Origin of the sequence: Microbacterium maritypicum MF109, assembly GCF_000455825.1 — a bacterium.
In the GTDB taxonomy this organism is placed as follows: Bacteria; Actinomycetota; Actinomycetes; order Actinomycetales; family Microbacteriaceae; genus Microbacterium; species Microbacterium maritypicum_A.
In genome coordinates this window covers 1-18,783 of sequence record NZ_ATAO01000046.1, presented here as the reverse complement: position 1 = coordinate 18,783, position 18,783 = coordinate 1, and the positions used below count along the sequence as shown (strand labels likewise).

Here is an 18,783-nt window from a genome sequence, read left to right as displayed (position 1 = left end):
GTCGCGGTCGTCGGTCGTCGGCAGGTGTATCAGCGCACTCGGGTCAGGGTGGCGAGATGATCGCTGTTCCCCGCCCGTATCGTGCCCGACGTGACGACATCGAGGCCGCGGACGAAGACCTGGTCGATGCGTACGAGGGGGAAGGCGACGGGCCAGGTGAGCCCGAGGCTCCCATCCGTCGGACGCACCCAATCGGCTTCCGCGCGCAAGGCCGTCAGGCTCGGATCGGTCGACGGTGCGTTGAAGTCGCCGACGGCGATGAGGGAGTCCGCAGGGTCGGAGCCGACCCGGTCCGCGAGTCCGCTCAGCATCGTGTCGCGGTCCTGCTGGTGCCCCGGCCGCACCGACGCGGCGTGCATCACGTAGACGGCGACCGGCGCGGACGGCACCTGCACCTCGACACGGAGCGCACGCTTCCAACTGAGTCCCAGCGTCAGGGGCTCGGCGTTCGCGAGGGGATATCTGCTCCACACACCGACGGTTCCGACCGTGTACGAATGCGGGTACTGCCCGGCGAGGGCGTTCTGCGCCGCGGAGAGGCTGTCTCCATCGAGCTCCACGAGGGCGATCACATCGGCGCCGCTCTGCGCGAGCTCGGTCGCGGATGCGGCGGCCCCGCCGGATCGCGCCCTCACGTTCTGGCTCACGACCGTCAGCCCGGAAGCGGAGGCCGACTCCGACCCCGTCGGACCGGGGAGGGCGGGAAGAGCCGGTGCCATCGCGAGGATCCACAGGAGTGCGGGAACCAGGATCACGACGACCACTCGGCGGGCGAGGAACAGCGCGGCGATCAGCAGTGCGAGAAGCACGAGACCGAGCCAGGGGAGGGCGGCAGCGACCGCTGTGCCGACGATTCCGGGGATCCAGCCGCCGGCGATGACGAGCAGCACGGCGACGCCAGCGGCGGCGAGCCATCGCGCGCGGGTCGTCGTCACGCGTCGGACGCGCGGCGGTCGGTGTTCGACGTCGATCATGCTCTCCTCACGGCGGTCTTCCATTGTCGAGGCCGTCGCCTGTGGGTCGGCCGGGTGAAGACGTCGCCTGCACGCGAAGATGCCCCGGAGCTCGGGCTCCGGGGCATCTCGTGGGGTGTGCGGGTCAGGCGCGCGCGGCCTCCGACACGGCGCGGGCCGCGGCGAGAGCCTGCTCGAGGTCGGCCTTGAGATCGTCGACGTTCTCGATGCCGACGGAGAGTCGGACCAGGCCCGGCGTGACTCCGGCGGTGAGCTGCTGCTCCGGCGTCAGCTGCGCATGCGTGGTCGATGCGGGGTGGATGACGAGCGAGCGCACGTCGCCGATGTTGGCGAGGTGGCTGAACAGCGACAGGCTGTTCACGAACTCGCGTCCGGCTTCGACGCCGCCCTTCAGCTCGAACGACAGCACGGCGCCGACGCCCTTGGGCGCGTACTCGTTCGCCTTGGCGTACCAGGGTGAAGAGGGCAGACCAGAGTAGTTGACCGTCGCGACATCGTCGCGGCCGTCGAGCCACTCGGCGATCTCCTGGGCGTTCTGCACGTGGCGCTCGATGCGCAGGGACAGGGTCTCGACGCCCTGGATGAGGTTCCAGGCGCTCTGCGGGGCGATAGCGGATCCGAGGTCGCGCAGGAGCTGCACGCGGGCCTTGATGATGTACGCGAGCGGGTCGCCGACGGCGGCGGTGTAGCTGGCGCCGTGGTACGAGGGGTCCGGCACCGTGAGGCCGGGGAACTTGTCGACGTTCTTCGACCACTCGAACTTTCCGCCGTCGATGATGACGCCGCCGATCGTGGTGCCGTGGCCGCCGAGGAACTTCGTGACCGAGTGCACGACGATGTCGGCGCCGAACTCGAACGGACGGATCAGGTACGGGGTGGCGATCGTGTTGTCGACGATCAGCGGGACGCCGTTCTCGTGGGCCACATCGGCGACGGTGCGGATGTCGAGGATGTTGATCTGCGGGTTTCCGATCGTCTCCGCGAAGAACAGCTTCGTGTTCGGGCGGACAGCTCGACGCCACTCCTCGGGGTCGTCCTGGTTCTCGACGAACGTGACCTCGATGCCGAGCTTCGCGAGCGTGTACTTGAAGAGGTTGTAGGTGCCGCCGTAGATGGAGCTCGACGCGACGAAGTGGTCGCCGGCCTGCGCGATGTTCAGGACCGCGAAGGTCGACGCTGCCTGGCCGCTGGCGAGCACGAGAGCACCGGTGCCGCCTTCGAGCGCGGCGAGACGCTGCTCGAGCACGTCCTGCGTCGGGTTCTGGATGCGGGTGTAGATGTTGCCGAACTCCGCGAGGGCGAACAGGTTAGCCGCATGGTCCGCACTGTCGAACACGTACGAGGTGGTCTGGTAGATCGGCGTGGCACGTGCCTTGGTGACCGGGTCGGGGGCAGCGCCCGAGTGGATCTGCTTGGTCTCGAAACGCCAGGACTCGGGTGCGGACATGTGATTCCCCCAGGAGTGGTCGGAAGGTCGTGTGGCGGATGCCGTTGCAGCGACAGTACGGAATATCGCTGTCTGTCAACAACAGACGGGAAATGTGACGTAACAGAGCGGAGGCCCGGAATCCTGCGGCGGATCGATCGACGACAACCCCAGGGGGGAGTCCGCATTCCGGGGAGAACGCCGTACGGTGGAGGCATGGTGAACAGACGAGCAGTGGTGACAGGTGCGAGTTCGGGCATCGGCGCGGCGACGGTGCGTGCCCTCCGTGCCCGGGGATGGGACGTCGTGGGGGTCGCGCGACGCGAGGACCGACTGTCGGCGCTCGCCGCGGAGACCGGAGCCTCGGCCATCGCCTGCGACCTCACCGATGCCTCCGCCGTCGACGCGCTCGTGGGCGAACTCGAGCGGTCGGGCCCCGTGCACGCTCTCGTCCAGGTCGCCGGCGGTGCTCGCGGCACCGATCGCATCGAGGACGCATCGGTCGACGACTGGCAGTGGATGTTCGACGCGAACGTGCTGGCGAGCCAGCGTCTCGTCGCGGGTCTGCTCCCGCTCCTGCGCCGAGCCGCGGCAGCGGACGGTCACGCGGATGCGATCTTCGTCACCTCCACGGCTGCGCAGACCGCGTACGCCGGCGGTGCAGGCTACAACGCCGCGAAGGCCGCGGAGTCGATGCTGGTGAAGGTGCTCCGTCAGGAACTCAACGGCGAGCCGATCCGTGTGGTCGAGGTGGCGCCGGGAATGGTGCACACCGAGGAGTTCACGCTCAATCGCCTGGGCGGAGACTCGGTCGCTGCCGAGGCCGTGTACGCGGGTGTCGACGCCCCGCTCGTCGCCGACGACGTCGCCGACGTGATCGCGTATGCGCTGGAGTCGCCCGGACGCGTGAACCTCGACCTGATCACGATGCGGCCGGTAGCGCAGTCCGCGCAGCACCTGCTCGCCCGCGGCCCGCTGCGGGTGCGCTCCATCGACTGACGATGGCCCAGACTCTCGCAGAGCTCGCCGAGGGCGGGCTGATCGACGCCGGATGGGCGGAGGCGCTGGCCCCCGTCCAGGACACGATCACCTCCCTGGGGGAGCGGCTCCGCGACGAGCAGGAGGCAGGGCGGGGATACCTGCCGGCGGGCGCGAACGTGCTCAGGGCCTTCCAGCGGCCGCTGTCCGACGTCCGCGTCCTCATCACCGGGCAGGATCCCTACCCCACGCCCGGACATCCCATCGGACTCTCGTTCGCCGTCGATCGCGATGTGCGCCCGCTGCCGCGCAGTCTCTCGAACATCTACAAGGAGCGCGAGACCGACCTGGGCATCCCTCCCGCACCGCACGGTGATCTGACGGCGTGGAGCGATCAGGGCGTCCTCCTGCTCAACCGTGTGCTCACCGTGCGTCCCGGTGAGGCGGCCTCTCACAGAGGGTGGGGGTGGGAGAAGGTCACGGAGCTCGCGATCCGTGCGCTCGTCGCGCGCGATCAGCCGCTCGTCGCGATCCTGTGGGGGAAGGACGCAGCCAACCTGCGGCCCCTCCTCGGGGAGACGCCGGTCATCTCCTCGGCTCATCCATCCCCGCTCTCGGCCCGCCGCGGCTTCTTCGGATCACGTCCGTTCTCGCGGGCGAACGCCCTCCTCGAGGAACGGGGTGCCGAGCCCGTGGACTGGAGGGTGGAAGGCGAAGCCTCTCCCTCTCTAAGCTGAGCGCATGCAGTTCGAGCCGGGGGACCGTCGTCGTGTCCTGCCGCGCCACCTGCGGCCTGCGCCCGCGCCCGAGATCTTCTCGTACACGATCCGCGCCGCACGGCCTGCCGACCTGCCCCATGTGCGCGAGATCTACAACCACTTCGTGAGCAATTCGGCCGTGACACTCGACGAGCGACGCAGCAGCATTCCCTACTGGCGCGACAAGTACGCTCTGCTCGCCCGGCTCGAGCTTCCGTTTCTCGTCGCGGTGTCCCCGGGCGGCGAGGTGATGGGCTACGCCCTCGCGCAGCCATGGGCAGGCAAGAACGCCTACAAGTACACCGTCGAGGATTCGATCTACCTCGGTCCCGGTGCGGGAGGCAAAGGCCTGGGGGCGGCGTTGCTGCAGGCGCTCATCGATGCCTGCGAGCAGATCGGCCTCCGAGAGATGGTCGCGGTCATCAGCGACCACGGTGCGGAGGCGTCGATTCGACTGCACGAGAAGCTCGGCTTCGTCGAAGCGGGACGGATGGGACGCGTCGGGTACAAGTTCGGCCGAGACCTCGGCACCGTGTACATGCGCCGCGTGCTCAAGCCGACAGGGCGGCGGCGGGGAGGGCTCTTCGGCTCGCGGCGCTGAGGACGCTCGTCCGGTATCGCGATCGCTCTCTCAATGCCCGGGGCCGGCGGGGATGACGGGGATGGCCGAGAGCAGCCTCTTCGTGTAGTCCTGTGTCGGATGCAGGAGCACGTCGCGAGTAGCGCCCCGCTCGACGATATGGCCGTCCTTCATCACGACGACCGTGTCGCACAGGTTCTGCACCACTCCGATGTCGTGCGACACGAGAACCAGCGTGAGGGCGGTCGTGTGTCGCAGTTCGATCAGCAGCTCGAGGATCTGGGCACGAACGGTCACGTCCAACGCCGACAGCGGCTCGTCGCCGACCAGGATCCGCGGGCCATGCACGATTGCTCGCGCGAGGGCGATCCGCTGCCGCTGCCCGCCCGAGAACTCATGCGGATAGCGGTCACCCATCTCGGGTTCGAGCCCGACCCGGGCGAGCACCTCCCGCACACGCGCGCGGTGATCCCCCTCGATGCCGAGGGCCCAGAGCGGTTCTCGCACGATCTGGCCGGCCGTCATCCGGGGGTCGAGCGACGCGTACGGGTCCTGGAACACCAGCCCTGTCTCGCGGCGCAGCCAATGCAGGGACCTCGCCGATGCGGTGGCGTCGACCGGGCGGCCGCCGACGGCGATCGTGCCGGACGTCGGTCGGTCCAGTCCCAGCAGCAGCCTGACCAGCGTGGACTTGCCCGATCCGGATTCGCCGATGATGCCGACGGACGATCCTTCGACGATGTCGAGGTCGGTGGGAGCCAGGGCGGTCTGCGTGCGGGTGCGCTCGAATGCGGAGCGTTTCGGGACGAAGAAGTCGCGACTGAGCCCTCGGGCTTCGATCAGACTCACGCGGCACCCCCGTCCGGACGCCACAGGGTCGCCGTCGCATCCCGCAGCAACCCCTGGGTGATGGGCGATGACGGTGCGGAGAGAAGGGTCGAGACCGGGGCGGCTTCGACGACGTGCCCGTGTTCGAGCACGACTCCCTCGGTCGCGACCTGTGCGAGCACGGCGAGGTCGTGGGTGATGAACACGAGGGACATGCCCTCGTCCGCGACGAGCGCGAGCAGCAGGGAGAGGATCTCGGCCTGGATCGTGACGTCGAGCGCGGTCGTCGGTTCATCGGCGATGAGCAGTCTCGGACGACACGCGAGTGCCATCGCGATGGCGACACGCTGGCGTTGACCGCCGGAGAGCTGATGCGGGTACCGGTCCACGATCGACGCGGGGTCGGGAAGCCGCACCCGTGCCGCTTCCGCGATCGCCCTCTCCCGGGCCTCGCGGCGCCCGAGTCCCTCGTGGATGCGGATCGATTCCGCGATCTGGCGCCCGACGGTCCTGATCGGATTCAGTGCCGTGCGCGGCTCCTGGAACACGATGCCGATGTCGTCGCCGCGAAGGCGGGCCAGCTCGCGATCCGGCATCCCCACCAGCTCGGTGCCGTTCCAGCGGATGCTCCCGCTCGTGGTCGCGCCGTCCGGGAGCAGTCCCAGCACAGCGAGCGCGGTGAGGGACTTGCCGGACCCGGACTCGCCGATGAGTCCGAGTCGCGCGCCGTCGGGCACCTCGAAGGAGATGCCGTCGACGACGTGTCGCCCATCGATCTCGACCACGAGGTCCTTCACAGAGAGGCTCATGCGACCACCCCCGGGGTGTGGATCTCGGCGGCGCGATGCCGCAGCGTCGGATCGGTCGCCTCGCGCAGACCGTCGCCCAGCAGGTTCAGCGCGAGGACGGTGATCGTGATCGTGAGCCCCGGCCAGAGCACGGACAGCGGATGCACCCCGATATACCGTTGGAGGTCGGCGAGCAGCAGGCCCCAGCTCGGTTCGACCACCGAGGCGCCGAAACCCAGATACGAGAGACCGGCTTCGGCGAGGACTGCGACCGCCATCGACCACGACAGCTGCACGATGAAGACGGGGGCGACGTTCGGCAGCAGGTGTCGCACGAGGCTCTGAGCAGGCGTGACCCCCGCGGCTCGCGCAGCCAGGACGAAGTCGCTCTGCTGCACACGGCGCAACTCGGGGCGGGTGACGCGCGCGATGTTGACGCCGAAGCCGATTCCCACCGCCCAGATCACCACCCAGAGGGATCCGCCCCAGACCGAGGAGATCATCATGGCGATCAGCAGCACGGGGAATGCGATCAGGATGTCGACGAGTACCGCCACGGTCTCACGCAGCCAGCGTGCGGTCAGTGCTCCGAGGGCTGCGAGTGCGATACCGACCACGGTGGCGACGAGCCCTGCTCCGATGCTCACGAAGACGGTCGTGCGGGCACCCGCCATCAGCAGGCTCAGGATGTCGCGACCCGTGTCGTCGGTGCCCAGCAGATGCGGCCAGCTCGGCGGCAGCCAGCGATCGCCGATGTCCGATGCCTGCGGATCGAAAGGTGTCCAGAAGAGGGCGACGAGCGCGGTGAGGGCGATCACGACGACGACGATGGCACCGAAGCGCCCCGTCGAGGTGTTCCACAGTCGGCCCAGCCAGCGCGGGGTCATGCGGCCTCCCGCTGTCGAGGGTCGATCGCGCGGTGCACGAGGTCGACCAGGAAGCCCACGACCAGCACGAATCCGGTGAGCACGAGCAGCTCGCTCTGCACCTTGATGAGGTCGCGCGTTCCGACATCGGCGACGAGCATGCGTCCGATCCCCGGGAGGGTGAACAGCTGCTCGATCACGACCGATCCGACGATGATGCCGGCGACCTGGAGGCCGAGCACCGTGATGATCGAGAGACCGACGGCCGGGATGCCGTGCTGGATGAGCGCTCGGGTGCGAGTGAGCCCCTTCGCCGCGGCGGTGCGGACGAAGTCCTGTCCTGCGGCTTGGAGCGTCGCACTGCGTACGAATCGCATCAGCATCGCCCCCTCCACGATCCCGATCGTCAGTGCGGGGAGCAGGAGCGACTCGATCGCCCTTCCGGGCGTCGACCAGCCGGTGCGGGGGAACCCCTGCGGTGGAAGCCAGCCCAGCCATACCGAGAAGACCACGATGAGCATCATGCCGGCCCACACCACGGGGACGGCAGCCAGCGCCTGAGCGCCGACGCTGAGCGCGGTGCCGCCGCGTCGGTTGCGCAGGAGCGCGGCCAGGATGCCGAAGGGCACGGCGATGAGCACGGCGATCAGGAGCGACATGATGCCGAGCGGGACGGTGACCTGGGCCTTGAGGAGGAGCTCTTCGCCGACGGAGGCGCCCGACAGCAGAGACGTGCCGAGGTCGCCGCGGAAGATGCCGCCGATCCAGTCGGCGTACTGGGCGAGCAGAGGCCGGTTCAATCCGAGGGATTCGCGCAGGGCCTCGACCTCGGCGGGGGAGGCCTGGGTGCCGGCGATGAGCTGTGCGACATCGCCGGGGAAGACGCGGAGCGTCAGGAAGATGAGCACGCTCGACACGAGGAGCCCTGCGATGAGCAGGACTCCTCGGACGAGCGCATAGCGGATCACGAAGGGGTGACCGCTCGCTACTTCTCGGCGGAGACGGTGACGCCCGCGAGGTTGATGCGCGAGTTGATCGAGTCCTCGGGGAAGCCGGCCACGATCGGGCTCACCGCCGTGATCGTCTCGCCGTTGTAGAGCCAGTCGGCGGCGTGGTCCTCCGACACGATGCGTGCGGCCTGCGCGAGCAGGTCCGCGGACTTGTCCGGGTCGACCTCGGCAAGTGCCTTCGCATACAGGTCCTGCACCTCGGCGTTGTCGTAGCCGAAGTAGTAGTCCGGATCGGCGAAGTTGCCGAAGTCCCGCGGCTCGACGTGCAGAACGAAGCTGAGGTCGTAGTCGTGGTTCGTGTAGACGTCCTCCAACCAGGTGGGGAACTCGACGGAGTTGACTTCGAGCGTCACCCCGATCTTCTTGAAGTCCGAGATCAGGACCTTCGGCACCGTCGTGCCGTAGAAGGAGGGGATCGTGAGCGTCAGCTCCAAGTCCTTCTGGCCGGCCTCTGCGAGCAGATCCTTGGCCTTCTCGGGGTCGTAGGAGATCACGTCGGACAGGTCTTCGTAGCCGGGGTCGAGCTCGGGGATCGGCCCGTACAGCGCGGTGCCGGCGCCGACCGCCTCGATGAGAGCTTCGTGGTCGATGGCGAGCCGGAGTGCTTCGCGCACGCGGACGTCGTCGAGCGGGGCCTTCTTGTTGTTGAAGGCGAGAGTGGCCTTGTCGGTGGTGCGCCCGGTCGTGAGGGCGAAGTCTCCCGAGTCCTCGAGCTGCGGCGCGAGGTTCGGATCCACGGCCGTGAGCACGTCCACGTCGCCGGCCAGCGCGGCGTTCACCCCCGCGGTGAAGTCGGGGATGTACTGGAACTCGACCTGAGCGACGCCGGCCGGATCGCCCCAGTAGGCGTCGTTGCGCGCGAAGGTGATGGTGCTGCCCTTGTTCCAGCGCGTCAGGGTGAAGGGACCGGTACCGTTCTCGGCCGTCTTCAGATCGGTGGTGTCTCCGGTCTTGAACACCAGACCGGCGGGCCCCGTGAGGGCGAACAGGAAGTTCTGGTTCGGTGCGGACAGCACGATCTCGACCGTCGTCGGGTCCGGTGCAGTGATCGCCGTCACGGAGGCGAAGTCCGCGTTGCCCTGGACGGTCGCATCCGTGCGCACGGTCTCGTACGAGGAGACGACGTCGGCGGACGTGAGCGGCGTGCCGTCGTGGAAGACGACGCCGTCGTTCAGGGTGAACGTGTACGTGAGACCGTCGGACGAGACGGTGTAGTCGGAGGCGAGGCGACCCTCGATCTCATTGTCCTGCGTGCGGGTGACGAGACCCTCGTAGATGTTGTCGATCAGGACCTGCTCGAGCGCGGCACCACTGGTGTGGCGGATGTCGAGATTGGTCGGCTCGAGGACGAGTCCGACGTGGAGGGTGGCGCTCGGGTCGGGTGTTCCCGCTGCGCTGCTGGGCTCGGGCTCGGTGGTGCCGGAGCAGGCGCTCAGGATCACGGCGGTGGCCGCGAGCGCGGATATCAGCGCGAGACGTCGGGTGCGTCGGAACATGGGCGTTTCCTCTCGGTGCGGCAGCTGCTGTGTGCCGTCGAATCGAGCCTAGAGATGTGAGGCGGGGTGAGGGTCGTGTATGGAACGGAGAGTCATATTCCGGCGGCGGGTGCTGCCGCGCCGATGAGACCGGCGAGAGCGGTCGGTGCCGTCTCCTGCACGTTGTGGGTCGCATCGAGGACGACCAGCTGCGCCGCAGGCACGCGTCGCTGGAGCTCGGCGGCATCAGCTTCGCTGACGAATCCTCGTGCGGCCCGCACCAGGGTGATCGGCGCGTGGACTGCGGCCAGGTCATCCCAGCCCGTCTCGTGCAGCACAGACGGGGCGGTTGCCGATCCGGGGTCGTGAGCGGCGAGAGCCTGGGCGGCGAGGTGCGCGAAGTGGTGCTTCCACTCCACGCGTCCGTCCTCGCGTACGCGCGTGTTCAGGAAGACACCGCGTTCGGTCTCGGGGCGGGATCCGCCGAAGCCGAGCGCGATCGCCTTGTCGACGAGTTCGTCCCGCGTGGCGAAGTCGGTCGGGCCCGCGTAGAACTCGCGCAGCGCCGCGGGTCCGGCTGTCACGTCGATCCCTGGCGTGATGTCGACGATGATGAGCTCGGACACCAGGTCGGGTCGTGCCGCGGCCAGAGCGGCGCCGGTGAGTCCTCCGAGCGACTGGCCGACCACGACCTGGGGCTGCGTGGCCCAGGCGTCGAGCGCGGCGGCCACGTCGCGGGCGAGCGTTCGCGGCGTGTAGTCGATGTCGTCACGCCAGGAGGAGTCGCCGTGCCCGGCGAGATCGATCGCGAGCAGCGGCTGCTGCAGCGCAAGCGATGTGGTGTCCCAGGTGTGCGCGTTCAGGCCCGCTCCGTGCAGCAGTGTCACGCGCGGCTCGTCGGTTCCGAAACGAAGGGCGCTCAGGGTGCGTCCGTCCGGCAGCGGAAGGGTAAGACGCTCCACCGCCGGGAACGGCACGCCGAGTGCTTCGGCTTGTGCGGGAAGATAGCTGAACTCGCTGATGTCGATCGCCACCTCCACATTCTGCGCCCTCGCGCAGACGCGCAGGAAATGCAGGAACATTACGACAAGCATTTGCGGCGTTCGGTTGCTCATTATGTCTCTATGTTTCGCTATCCTGTTGTCAATATGCATTTCCTGCAGACGCGTCAGTCGGAGCGTGGGCAATGCTCGCCGAATATCATGGAGTCATGAGCGAGACGCGTGTGCACCTGTCCAAGACCGAGCCGACGGCGTACCAGGCGCTTGATGCGTTCTCGAAGACCGTGGGGCAGATCTGCGCGGCGAACGGCATCGACGACCGCCTCAAGGAGCTCGTCATGATCCACTGCTCGCAGCTCAACGGCTGCGCGTACTGCGCGCGGATCCATGTCGACCGAGCGGTGGCGGCGGGGGTCGACACCGACACTCTCACGCAGATCCCCACGTGGCGCGAGAGCGGTGTGTTCAGCGAGCGGGAACGCGCCGCCCTCGAGCTCGCCGAAGCGTTCACGTTCATCGCCGAGGACGGGATCTCCGACGAGGTCTACGACCAGGTGGGAAGTGTGTTCACCGAGAAGGAGTACGCGGCGCTCAGCTGGGCCTGCGTGTCGATCAACGCCTTCAACCGCATCGTGATCGCGGGACGCTACCCCGTTCCTGCTCGCGATCCGAAGGGTCAGGCATGACGATCCTCGAGGTCGAGGGTGTCTCGAACATCCGGGATGTCGGGGGTATGCCGGCGAACGGTGGTCGTATCCGTTCCGGGGTGCTGCTGCGATCGGGACAGCTCTCGGGTGCGACCGCATCCGGCGCCGCCGCGCTGCGGGCACAGGTTCGGCACATCGTCGATCTGCGCGACGGCGAAGAGGTCGCTGCGGAACCCACGGAGATCGAGGGGCCGGACACCACGCACCTTCCCCTGTTCCTGGGTTCGGTGCGATCCTTCTTCGAGGCCGACACGAGTCTCGAAGACCTGTATCTGCATCTGCTCGAGGAGAGCGGCGAACGACTCGTCGACGCCATCCGCATCATCGCCGCGGGAGAGTGCACGCTGGTGCACTGCACCGTCGGCAAAGATCGGACCGGCGTCACCGTCGCCCTCGCTCTCGCCGCCGTCGGAGCCGATCGCGAGGCCGTGATCGCCGACTATGCGCTCACCGAGTCGCAGCTTCCTGCTCAGCGCACGCGGTGGATCGCCGAGTACCTGCGGACCCAGCACCCGGAGGCCGTGCACGCGGTGGCGCTCGCGACCCAGTCCCCGGCGCCCGTGATGCGTCGTCTGCTGCAGCAGGTCGACGAACGGTGGGGGTCTGCTGCCGCATACCTGCGCGCGCAGGGGATGACCGAGGCCGAACTGGCCGCCTTGGTGGCGGCGCTCGTCGAACCGGCTTCCTCCACCGAAAGCTCCCGGCGATGACCGAGCTGATGCAAGGTTAGGCAAGCCTTCACTTGGTGTACGATGAAGACACCATGGACACCTCGCTCGAGACTCGCGGCACGCGCGCCGAACGTCGCGCGGCACGTCAGCGTTCCCATCACCTGGTGACGGCAGACGAGCACTCGCTCACTGAGCTCGAGGTGTTCCTGACCACGCTGCCGTTGTGCGCGTCGGGTCGTATCTTCATCGAGGTGCCCGAGGTCGCCGACATCGGCGTGATCGATGCTCCTGGTCGAATGACGGTCACGTGGCTCGCTCGTGAGCAGCGGTCCGGTGCTCCCGGAAGCGGTCGGGCGTGCGCACCCGGTCAGGCTCTGGCAAGGGCGACCTGCGCGTGGGCCGACGAGATGATGTGCGACGACGAGATCGAGACCCACGTCACTCTGCTCGGCAGCTACCTCGGCACGGCCGACATCATCGACCACCTGACGAGTGCGCTGGAGATCTCCCCGGCGCTCATCCACGCTCCCGAGCGCTTCGGCCTGCTGCCCGCCGACCGCTGATCCGCACGCGCAGGCGGCTCACGGCATGTTGACGTGCCGTCCAGTGGCCCGCGCCCATACGAAGGCCGTCAGCCCGTCACCGCGTGCGGCGCACGTAGTTGCCGTCTTCGAGTCCCGCCTCGATCTCGAAGCGATTGCGTAGGGGGTTCCTCCCCGCAAAGAGGTACAGCACCGGCATCAGGAAGCCGTAGCGAAGCCACTGCTCCTTGTGCACGGCTTCGTGGCGGAGAACCGCCTCGCTGGGGCGGGTGCCACCCGTCAGGAAGCAGCCGCCGACGCACACCCCGCCGCGATTGAAGGTCCATGAGGGCATGCCCTGGAAGATCCACAAGCCTTCGCGCCGCTCGACGGGGCCGGTGCTCCACAGCGAGCCCCAGATCCACCCGATGGCCGTGCCCCAGGCGTAGCCGAGGCGGCTGATCGGAGAGCGCAGCAGGAAAGAGGGAATCCGTCGGTCGAGGCGTCTTCCGCGAGCGAGAGCCTGTTCTGCGGCCGGCCGCCAGTCCGTGGCGGCGGTCACGCCACCGCTCCGACCAGCCGCAGCAGCGCACCGAGGTCGTCGACCGCGTCGGCCGGAGACCGGGGAGCGAACCCGGCGATCGTCGCGCCCGCCAGTGGCACTTCGCTGCGCAGTGCGCGGATGGCAGTGCTCAGAGCCGCGGGCGAGAGTCCGAACGGCACGGAAGACGACACGCCCGCGAACTCCGAGGGATCGAGCACATCCACGTCGATGTGGACCCACACCCGCGTCGCCCCGGTCGCGCGGACCGCGTCGAGCAGCGCTTCGGGGCGTGCGAGGTCGTCGACCGAGAGGTTGCTCAAAGGGGCGATCTGCTCGACCTCGGCATCGTCGAGATTGCGCATCCCGACGGTCACCACACGGTGCGCGGGGATCGCGGGGGAGAGCACGAGTTGATCCTCACCCTCACCGAGCAGCGCCCGCAGCGCCATGCCCGAGAATGCACCGGACGGTGAGGTCTCGGGCGTGTGCATGTCGGCGTGCGCGTCGCACCACACCACGGCGAGCCCTTCCGTCCCTCCCGGGAGGGCATCGAGAGCGGCGACGGTCACGCTGCAGTCGCCGCCGATCACCACGGTGTCGTGGTCGATGTGCCCGTGTACTTGTTCACGGGTGCGGAGCAGAGTGCTCAGGCGTCGGACGTCGGTGCCCAGGGATTCGCCGGCCTCGACCGGCACGTCGAGCACCGTGGTCGCCGCGCGGGGGAGATCACCGGCGATCGCTGCGGCGCCGTCGGTGAGAAGCATCGCGCGCGGTGCGGGTGAACCCTGCCACTGCGGGATGACGAGGAATCGCACCATGGGTGCCTCCGAAGAAGAGAGGGCGGATGCCCCGGCGCGCTGCCCGGGGCATCCGCCGGTGGTGTCAGTTGCCTTCGATGGCCTGGCGGGGAGCGCTGCCGCCGGCCTTGAGCTCGGCGAGACGTGCCTCGACCTCGGTCAGTTCGCCGAGGTCTTCCAGGCTCTCGAACTGGGCATCGAGGCTCGACGCTGCGAGCTCGATCTTGCCCTGCGCGATGGCCTCCTGGCGGCGGACCTTGTCCTCGAACCGCCCCAGCTCGCTGGTGGGGTCGAGCACGTTGATCGAGCCGACAGCGTCCTGCACCTTGGTCTGCGCCTCGGCGACCTTGGCGCGCGCGAGGAGTTCGCTGCGCTTGTTCTTGAGCTCGACCAGCTTGTCCTTCATGCCGTTCAAGCCGCTCTTGAGCTTGTCGACGATCTCGGTCTGCGCCGCGATCTGGGGCTCAGCACCGGTGGCCTCGCGCTCGGCGCTGATCTGGCGCTGCAGGGCGATCTTGGCGAGGTTGTCGAACTTGTCCGCGTCGGCGGTGTTGCCGCTCGCGCGCATCTCATCGGCCTTGCGGCTGGCGGCGAGGGCCTTGTTGCCCCATTCGGTCGACGCCTGGACGTCTTCCTCGTGGTCGCGCTCGAGCAGGCGCAGGTTGCCGATCGTCTCCGCGATCGCGGACTCGGCGTCGGCGATGCTGTTCGTGTAGTCGCGAACGAGCTGGTCGATCATCTTCTGCGGGTCCTCCGCAGAGTCCAGCAGGGAGTTGATGTTCGCGCGGACGAGGGTCGAGATACGTCCGAAGATGGACTGCTTGGTCATGCGTGGTTCCTTTCAGAGGGCGTCTTCGAGAGCTTGTCGTAAGTGTCTGTGTAGGGGATCAGAAGCGTCTACCTCCCGAGCGGCCGCTGCGGCCGCTGCTGCGGGATCCGCCGCCTCCGCCGAACCCGGAGCTGCGGAAGCCTCCGCCTCCGGAAGAGCGCCAGCCGCTGCTGCCGCCGCGGCGCGAGGATCCGCCGCTTCCGCCGCCGGCGAGCAGCCCGCCGATGATGCCGCCGAGGATGTCCCCGCCGATCCCCGAGCCGCTGGACGACGACCCGGATCCGCCGAACAGGCCTCCGAAGCCGCCCTGGTCGTAACCGGGAGGGGCGTACGCCTGCACATCGGATTGCGCAGCCGACGTCGCCTGGCCTGCCAGGGCGAGCGCCCGGTTTGCCTCCGCCAGCGCGGCGTCGGGGTCGGTCGCCCGCAGGTTGAGCGCCTGCGTCAGGCTCGCCTCCGCGTTCGCGAGGCGGGTGCGGGCGGTGGAGCCCACGGTTCCTCGGCGCGTCTCGATGAAGTCGCGAGCCGCGCGGATCTCGGAGTTCGCCTGAGTGAGGGTCTGATCGAGCATCTGCTGCACACGACGCGCGCGTTCGACGCCCTCCCTGCCCTGAGCGATCGCGGCATCGATCTGCTCGTTGGCGGCGGTGAGCGCCTCGAGAACGCGCTGCGGATTACGCGTGGAGCCGGCGAGGTCGGTCTGTGCCACTTGGAGCTGCTGTGCGGTCGCGGAGGCCGCGCCGGCGATCGCTCCCGAAGGATCGGGCAGCTGCTGCGCCGCCGCGAGGTCTCCCTGCAGCTCGGTGACGAGCGCCTGGGACTGCGCCTCGATCGTCGAGAGCTCGGTGCCCAGCGTCGTCACAGCCTGGGCGAGCTGTGCCGCCTGCGCCACCGACTGCTCTGCGGTGCGGATCGCGAACGCCGCCTCGCCCGAACGGCCGGCTGCGATCGCCTGCGCCGCCGCCTCGATCGATCGATCCGCGAGGTCGGCTCGCTCGCGGGCCTGTGCGGGGTTGTCCGCGACCATCGCGAGCGCCGCCGGAGCGTAGGCGGACGTGAGTGCGGAGAGGGCTGGAGCGGCCGCGGCGAGGACCGGGTCGAGCGCCGCGCGCTCACGACGGACCCGCTCGAGCTCCTGCGGGGCGTTCTGCTCCAGTTTGCGGAGCTCGTCGAATGCGGCGGTGTTGTCATCCAGGATGTCGTCGATCTCGTCCGCGATCTGGATGATGCGAATATGCCACGCCCTGCGGTCGTGGATCGTGTCCTCGATCTCGTCGTCGAGCTTCTGCTTCAGGTCGAAGGCCTCGGAGATCTTGGCCTTCGCCGCATCGACGACGCGCGTGAACTCCTCGGTCGCGCCCTCGCCGAACTGGGCGATGGCGAAGCCGAGTTCCTCCCGGCTCGAGGTGATCGCATCGTCCGCCTGCACGAGCGCGAGTCCGGCCTGTGTCTCGACCTGCTGATCGGTCAGAGCGGAGAAGGGATCGGCGGGATCGGGGGTCTCGGGCATGGCGCCGCGCTCACGGATCTCGGCGCGGCGGCGCGCGCGGCGCACGAGAGCGACGACGAGCCACACCAGCAGCGCGACCACGACGATCGCGACCACGATCAGGCCGATCCGGAGCGCGCCGGCGCCCCCGTCTCCCTGGATCTCATCGGCGGCGAGGGTGATCGCTCCGACCCAGTCGCCGTCGGACGCGAAGGGAACCATCTTGTCCTCGATGCTGTCGAGCTGTCCGAAGCTCACGGGGCCGTCGGGGGCGGCGGAGATGTAGTAGCTCCGGCCGTCGACGGCGATCGCGAGAAGATACTGCTCGGTGCCGAGATTGTTGTCCTGTGCGACCGTATCCGCCCACTGCACGTTGTCGCTGGGATTGGTGAAGTCGTCGACGAGGACGACGAAGAGGTCGGCGTTCGAGTTGTCGGTGAGCTCCTGGAGCCGGGCTTCGACGGTGGCCTCTTCGTCGGCGCTCAGCACACCCGCCTGATCGGTGACGTACCCGGCATCGAGGGTGAGCGGATCGGTGGCCGATGCCGCGGAGGCGGTGAACGCTCCGGCGACCGCGGCGAGCGTGAGTGCGGCCAGCGCGAGCCACCGTTTCGTCATCGTGTTCCCTCCGACCGGCAGCCGAGCCCCATGCCACGAGTCTATGCACTGGATCCGACACGCGACAGCACTCGATGGTGCTTCTCCGTTCGCCCTCAGCGCAGACACATACGCTGGGAGGCATGGACGACATGTACGGTTCGGATGTGCTGGCCACTGGCTGGCGCGACCGCGGCGCGAAGCAGGTGCCGCAGGTCGCGGCGGAGACGGATCTCGTGGTGGAGGTCGCAGACGACGGTTTCTGCGGTGCCGTGACCCGCGTGCAGGGTGGGAACGTCGAGTTGGAGGACCGGGGCGGACGTCGACGCCTGTTCCCCCTCGGCGGAGGATTCCTGATCGACGGCGCACCGGTCCGTCTGGTCGTCCCCGCGGCGAAGGCCCAGGGCCCGCGTCGGACGGCATCCGGGTCCTTCGTGGTCGCGGATCAGCGCGCCCGCGTCGCCCTGCCCAGCCGTATCCTCGTCGAGGGCAAGCACGATGCCGAGCTCGTCGAGAAGGTGTGGGGTGCAGATCTGCGGGTCGAAGGCGTGGTCGTCGAGTTCCTGCAGGGGGTGGATCTGCTCGACGATCTGCTGGCAGCCGAACCACCCAGCGCGACGCGACGCTACGGTGTGCTCGTCGACCATCTCGTCCCGGGCTCCAAGGAGTCGCGGATCGCGGATGCGGTCGCCCGGGGCCCGCACGGTCGCCATCTCCGCATCGTCGGTCATCCCTTCGTCGACGTCTGGCAGTGCGTCACGCCGCGAGCCCTCGGCATCGCGAAGTGGCCGGAGATCCCGCGCGGCATCGAGTGGAAGGTCGGTATCTGCCGTGCCTTCGGGTGGCCGCACGAGACGCAGGCCGACACCGCGCGCGCCTGGCAGCACATCCTCTCGAAGGTGACGACCTATCGGGATCTGGAACCCGCCCTGTTGGGCCGTGTGGAGGAACTCATCGACTTCGTGACGGCGCCGACGCACTGAGCGCGGCTCTCGGGGGAGGTATCCGAGGCGCCGGACGCCGCGACGCCGACGGCTACCCTGGATTCATGCCCGAACCCCGTACCTTCCGAGACGAACCGGTGTCGTTCGTGCGCCGAAGCGGTCGGATGTCCGACGCCCAGGAGCGCGCGTTCTCCGAGCTCGGCCCGCACTACCTGCTCGACGTGCCGCGAGACGTCGCCTGGACGTCCGTGCACCCCGAGGCCCGTCTCGACCCCGCGACCGAGTACGGACGCTCGGCCGATCTCTACGTGGAGATCGGCTCCGGGCAGGGGCATGCGATCGTGGCCGCGGCGTCGTCGCGCCCGGACGACGACTTCCTCGCCGTCGAGGTGTTCCGCGCTGGACTCGCGCGGACGATGCTCGACGCCGATCGCGAGGGCGCCCGCAACCTGCGCGTGGTCGAGGCGAACGCGCCGGAGGTGCTCTCCTCATTCCTCCCCGAGGCTGCGGCACGGGAGGTGTGGATCTTCTTCCCCGACCCGTGGCACAAGAAGAAGCACACCAAACGACGTCTGGTTCGCCCCGGTTTCGGCGACACCGCGGCGAGAGCATTGCGTGACGGCGGACTGCTGCGACTCGCGACGGACTGGGAGGACTACGCGCTGCAGATGCGCGAGGTGCTCGATGCCGAGCCGCTGTTCGAGCGTGCATTCGACGGGGAGTGGGCTGACCGCTTCGACGGCCGGGTGATGACCGCATTCGAGCGCAAGGGCATCGCCAAGGGACGGGACATCCGCGACCTCGTGTATCGGCGCAGGACGCGCGCGTGACCGACGTGCGGCGTGACACGATGCAGCGGCTGGGCTTCGTGCCGGCGCTGCTCGTGTGCGCCGCGGCTCCGGCATTCTTCGTGCTGGAGATCCCCTGGATCGGCTGGACGCTGCTCGCGGCGGGCATCGCTGTGGCGGGTCTGATCGAGCGCGGCCGCCGCGCCGAGGAC

20 protein-coding genes are annotated in these 18,783 nt (G+C 68.7%); 8 read left to right on the top strand and 12 right to left on the bottom strand.

The window, feature by feature from the left end:
• Positions 1–29: 29 nt before the first annotated feature.
• Both L687_RS24900 and L687_RS24895 read right to left on the bottom strand, forming a co-directional pair.
• On the bottom strand, positions 30–974 hold the full coding sequence (locus tag L687_RS24900; protein ID WP_021198514.1) for an endonuclease/exonuclease/phosphatase family protein: 945 nt from the start codon (positions 972–974) through the stop codon (positions 30–32).
• 124 nt (positions 975–1,098) lie between these two features.
• Positions 1,099–2,421 (bottom strand): bifunctional o-acetylhomoserine/o-acetylserine sulfhydrylase, encoded by a 1,323-nt coding sequence (locus L687_RS24895; RefSeq protein ID WP_021198513.1) that lies wholly within the window; start codon positions 2,419–2,421, stop codon positions 1,099–1,101.
• A gap of 195 nt (positions 2,422–2,616) precedes the next feature.
• On the opposite strand from L687_RS24895, the gene L687_RS24890 reads away from it, so the two are divergent.
• Genes L687_RS24890 through L687_RS24880 form a run of 3 tightly spaced genes read left to right on the top strand, consistent with a single transcriptional unit; the run spans position 2,617 to position 4,737 of the window.
• The gene (locus L687_RS24890; protein ID WP_029258481.1) at positions 2,617–3,399 is read left to right on the top strand and encodes an SDR family oxidoreductase; all 783 of its coding nucleotides are present in this window, start codon (positions 2,617–2,619) and stop codon (positions 3,397–3,399) included.
• A 2-nt stretch (positions 3,400–3,401) separates the two neighbouring features.
• On the top strand, positions 3,402–4,115 hold the full coding sequence (locus tag L687_RS24885) for a uracil-DNA glycosylase (RefSeq protein WP_021198511.1): 714 nt from the start codon (positions 3,402–3,404) through the stop codon (positions 4,113–4,115).
• A gap of 4 nt (positions 4,116–4,119) precedes the next feature.
• On the top strand, positions 4,120–4,737 hold the full coding sequence (locus tag L687_RS24880) for a GNAT family N-acetyltransferase (RefSeq protein ID WP_021198510.1): 618 nt from the start codon (positions 4,120–4,122) through the stop codon (positions 4,735–4,737).
• Positions 4,738–4,767: 30 nt separating this feature from the next.
• On the opposite strand, the gene L687_RS24875 is transcribed toward L687_RS24880, so the two are convergent.
• The 6 genes from L687_RS24875 to L687_RS24850 form a co-directional block, all read right to left on the bottom strand.
• Positions 4,768–5,565: an ABC transporter ATP-binding protein gene (locus L687_RS24875; protein WP_031206731.1), complete on the bottom strand. Its 798-nt coding sequence runs from the start codon at positions 5,563–5,565 to the stop codon at positions 4,768–4,770.
• The gene (locus L687_RS24870; protein WP_029266363.1) at positions 5,562–6,353 is read right to left on the bottom strand and encodes an ABC transporter ATP-binding protein; all 792 of its coding nucleotides are present in this window, start codon (positions 6,351–6,353) and stop codon (positions 5,562–5,564) included. Before L687_RS24870 ends, L687_RS24875 begins: the two co-directional genes overlap by 4 nt.
• Entirely contained in the window at positions 6,350–7,219 is an 870-nt protein-coding gene (locus L687_RS24865; RefSeq protein ID WP_021198507.1) for an ABC transporter permease, read from the bottom strand. The genes L687_RS24870 and L687_RS24865 overlap by 4 nt, the downstream gene beginning before the upstream one ends.
• Positions 7,216–8,166: an ABC transporter permease gene (locus L687_RS24860; protein WP_021198506.1), complete on the bottom strand. Its 951-nt coding sequence runs from the start codon at positions 8,164–8,166 to the stop codon at positions 7,216–7,218. Before L687_RS24860 ends, L687_RS24865 begins: the two co-directional genes overlap by 4 nt.
• A gap of 17 nt (positions 8,167–8,183) precedes the next feature.
• Positions 8,184–9,704 carry an ABC transporter substrate-binding protein gene (locus L687_RS24855; RefSeq protein ID WP_021198505.1) on the bottom strand — a complete coding sequence of 507 codons (1,521 nt, stop codon included), beginning with the start codon at positions 9,702–9,704 and terminating at the stop codon, positions 8,184–8,186.
• A 92-nt stretch (positions 9,705–9,796) separates the two neighbouring features.
• Positions 9,797–10,723: an alpha/beta fold hydrolase gene (locus L687_RS24850; protein WP_031206730.1), complete on the bottom strand. Its 927-nt coding sequence runs from the start codon at positions 10,721–10,723 to the stop codon at positions 9,797–9,799.
• Positions 10,724–10,893: 170 nt separating this feature from the next.
• Between L687_RS24850 and L687_RS24845 the strand changes: the two genes are divergently transcribed.
• The 3 genes from L687_RS24845 to L687_RS24835 are packed head-to-tail and all read left to right on the top strand — an operon-like array spanning position 10,894 to position 12,625.
• Positions 10,894–11,370 (top strand): carboxymuconolactone decarboxylase family protein, encoded by a 477-nt coding sequence (locus L687_RS24845; RefSeq protein WP_021198503.1) that lies wholly within the window; start codon positions 10,894–10,896, stop codon positions 11,368–11,370.
• On the top strand, positions 11,367–12,101 hold the full coding sequence (locus L687_RS24840; RefSeq protein WP_021198502.1) for a tyrosine-protein phosphatase: 735 nt from the start codon (positions 11,367–11,369) through the stop codon (positions 12,099–12,101). The genes L687_RS24845 and L687_RS24840 overlap by 4 nt, the downstream gene beginning before the upstream one ends.
• 35 nt (positions 12,102–12,136) lie before the next feature.
• Entirely contained in the window at positions 12,137–12,625 is a 489-nt protein-coding gene (locus L687_RS24835) for an SIP domain-containing protein (RefSeq protein WP_235045208.1), read from the top strand.
• Positions 12,626–12,701: 76 nt separating this feature from the next.
• Here the strand turns inward: L687_RS24835 and L687_RS24830 are convergent, their stop codons facing one another.
• The 4 genes from L687_RS24830 to L687_RS43220 all read right to left on the bottom strand — a co-directional run bounded on the left by L687_RS24830 (position 12,702) and on the right by L687_RS43220 (position 16,860).
• Positions 12,702–13,145 carry a hypothetical protein gene (locus tag L687_RS24830; protein ID WP_021198500.1) on the bottom strand — a complete coding sequence of 148 codons (444 nt, stop codon included), beginning with the start codon at positions 13,143–13,145 and terminating at the stop codon, positions 12,702–12,704.
• Positions 13,142–13,945 carry an arginase family protein gene (locus L687_RS24825; RefSeq protein ID WP_021198499.1) on the bottom strand — a complete coding sequence of 268 codons (804 nt, stop codon included), beginning with the start codon at positions 13,943–13,945 and terminating at the stop codon, positions 13,142–13,144. Before L687_RS24825 ends, L687_RS24830 begins: the two co-directional genes overlap by 4 nt.
• Positions 13,946–14,009: 64 nt before the next feature.
• The gene (locus L687_RS24820; protein ID WP_017831053.1) at positions 14,010–14,753 is read right to left on the bottom strand and encodes a PspA/IM30 family protein; all 744 of its coding nucleotides are present in this window, start codon (positions 14,751–14,753) and stop codon (positions 14,010–14,012) included.
• A gap of 58 nt (positions 14,754–14,811) precedes the next feature.
• The gene (locus L687_RS43220; protein WP_021198498.1) at positions 14,812–16,860 is read right to left on the bottom strand and encodes a TPM domain-containing protein; all 2,049 of its coding nucleotides are present in this window, start codon (positions 16,858–16,860) and stop codon (positions 14,812–14,814) included.
• A 122-nt stretch (positions 16,861–16,982) separates the two neighbouring features.
• Between L687_RS43220 and L687_RS24810 the strand changes: the two genes are divergently transcribed.
• Positions 16,983–17,822, top strand: a complete 840-nt coding sequence (locus L687_RS24810; protein ID WP_021198497.1) for a DUF3097 domain-containing protein — start codon at positions 16,983–16,985, stop codon at positions 17,820–17,822.
• Between the two features lie 65 nt (positions 17,823–17,887).
• Positions 17,888–18,613, top strand: a complete 726-nt coding sequence (gene trmB, locus L687_RS24805; protein ID WP_021198496.1) for a tRNA (guanosine(46)-N7)-methyltransferase TrmB — start codon at positions 17,888–17,890, stop codon at positions 18,611–18,613.
• The last annotated feature ends 170 nt before the right edge of the window (positions 18,614–18,783 follow it).

Coding starts and splice junctions, on each gene's coding strand:
- L687_RS24900 (WP_021198514.1), bottom strand. CDS start 974: ATGATCGACGTCGAACACCGACCGCCGCGCGTCCGACGCGTGACGACG.
- L687_RS24895 (WP_021198513.1), bottom strand. CDS start 2,421: ATGTCCGCACCCGAGTCCTGGCGTTTCGAGACCAAGCAGATCCACTCG.
- L687_RS24890 (WP_029258481.1), top strand. CDS start 2,617: ATGGTGAACAGACGAGCAGTGGTGACAGGTGCGAGTTCGGGCATCGGC.
- L687_RS24885 (WP_021198511.1), top strand. CDS start 3,402: ATGGCCCAGACTCTCGCAGAGCTCGCCGAGGGCGGGCTGATCGACGCC.
- L687_RS24880 (WP_021198510.1), top strand. CDS start 4,120: ATGCAGTTCGAGCCGGGGGACCGTCGTCGTGTCCTGCCGCGCCACCTG.
- L687_RS24870 (WP_029266363.1), bottom strand. CDS start 6,353: ATGAGCCTCTCTGTGAAGGACCTCGTGGTCGAGATCGATGGGCGACAC.
- L687_RS24865 (WP_021198507.1), bottom strand. CDS start 7,219: ATGACCCCGCGCTGGCTGGGCCGACTGTGGAACACCTCGACGGGGCGC.
- L687_RS24855 (WP_021198505.1), bottom strand. CDS start 9,704: ATGTTCCGACGCACCCGACGTCTCGCGCTGATATCCGCGCTCGCGGCC.
- L687_RS24845 (WP_021198503.1), top strand. CDS start 10,894: ATGAGCGAGACGCGTGTGCACCTGTCCAAGACCGAGCCGACGGCGTAC.
- L687_RS24840 (WP_021198502.1), top strand. CDS start 11,367: ATGACGATCCTCGAGGTCGAGGGTGTCTCGAACATCCGGGATGTCGGG.
- L687_RS24825 (WP_021198499.1), bottom strand. CDS start 13,945: ATGGTGCGATTCCTCGTCATCCCGCAGTGGCAGGGTTCACCCGCACCG.
- L687_RS24820 (WP_017831053.1), bottom strand. CDS start 14,753: ATGACCAAGCAGTCCATCTTCGGACGTATCTCGACCCTCGTCCGCGCG.
- L687_RS43220 (WP_021198498.1), bottom strand. CDS start 16,860: ATGACGAAACGGTGGCTCGCGCTGGCCGCACTCACGCTCGCCGCGGTC.
- L687_RS24810 (WP_021198497.1), top strand. CDS start 16,983: ATGGACGACATGTACGGTTCGGATGTGCTGGCCACTGGCTGGCGCGAC.
- trmB (WP_021198496.1), top strand. CDS start 17,888: ATGCCCGAACCCCGTACCTTCCGAGACGAACCGGTGTCGTTCGTGCGC.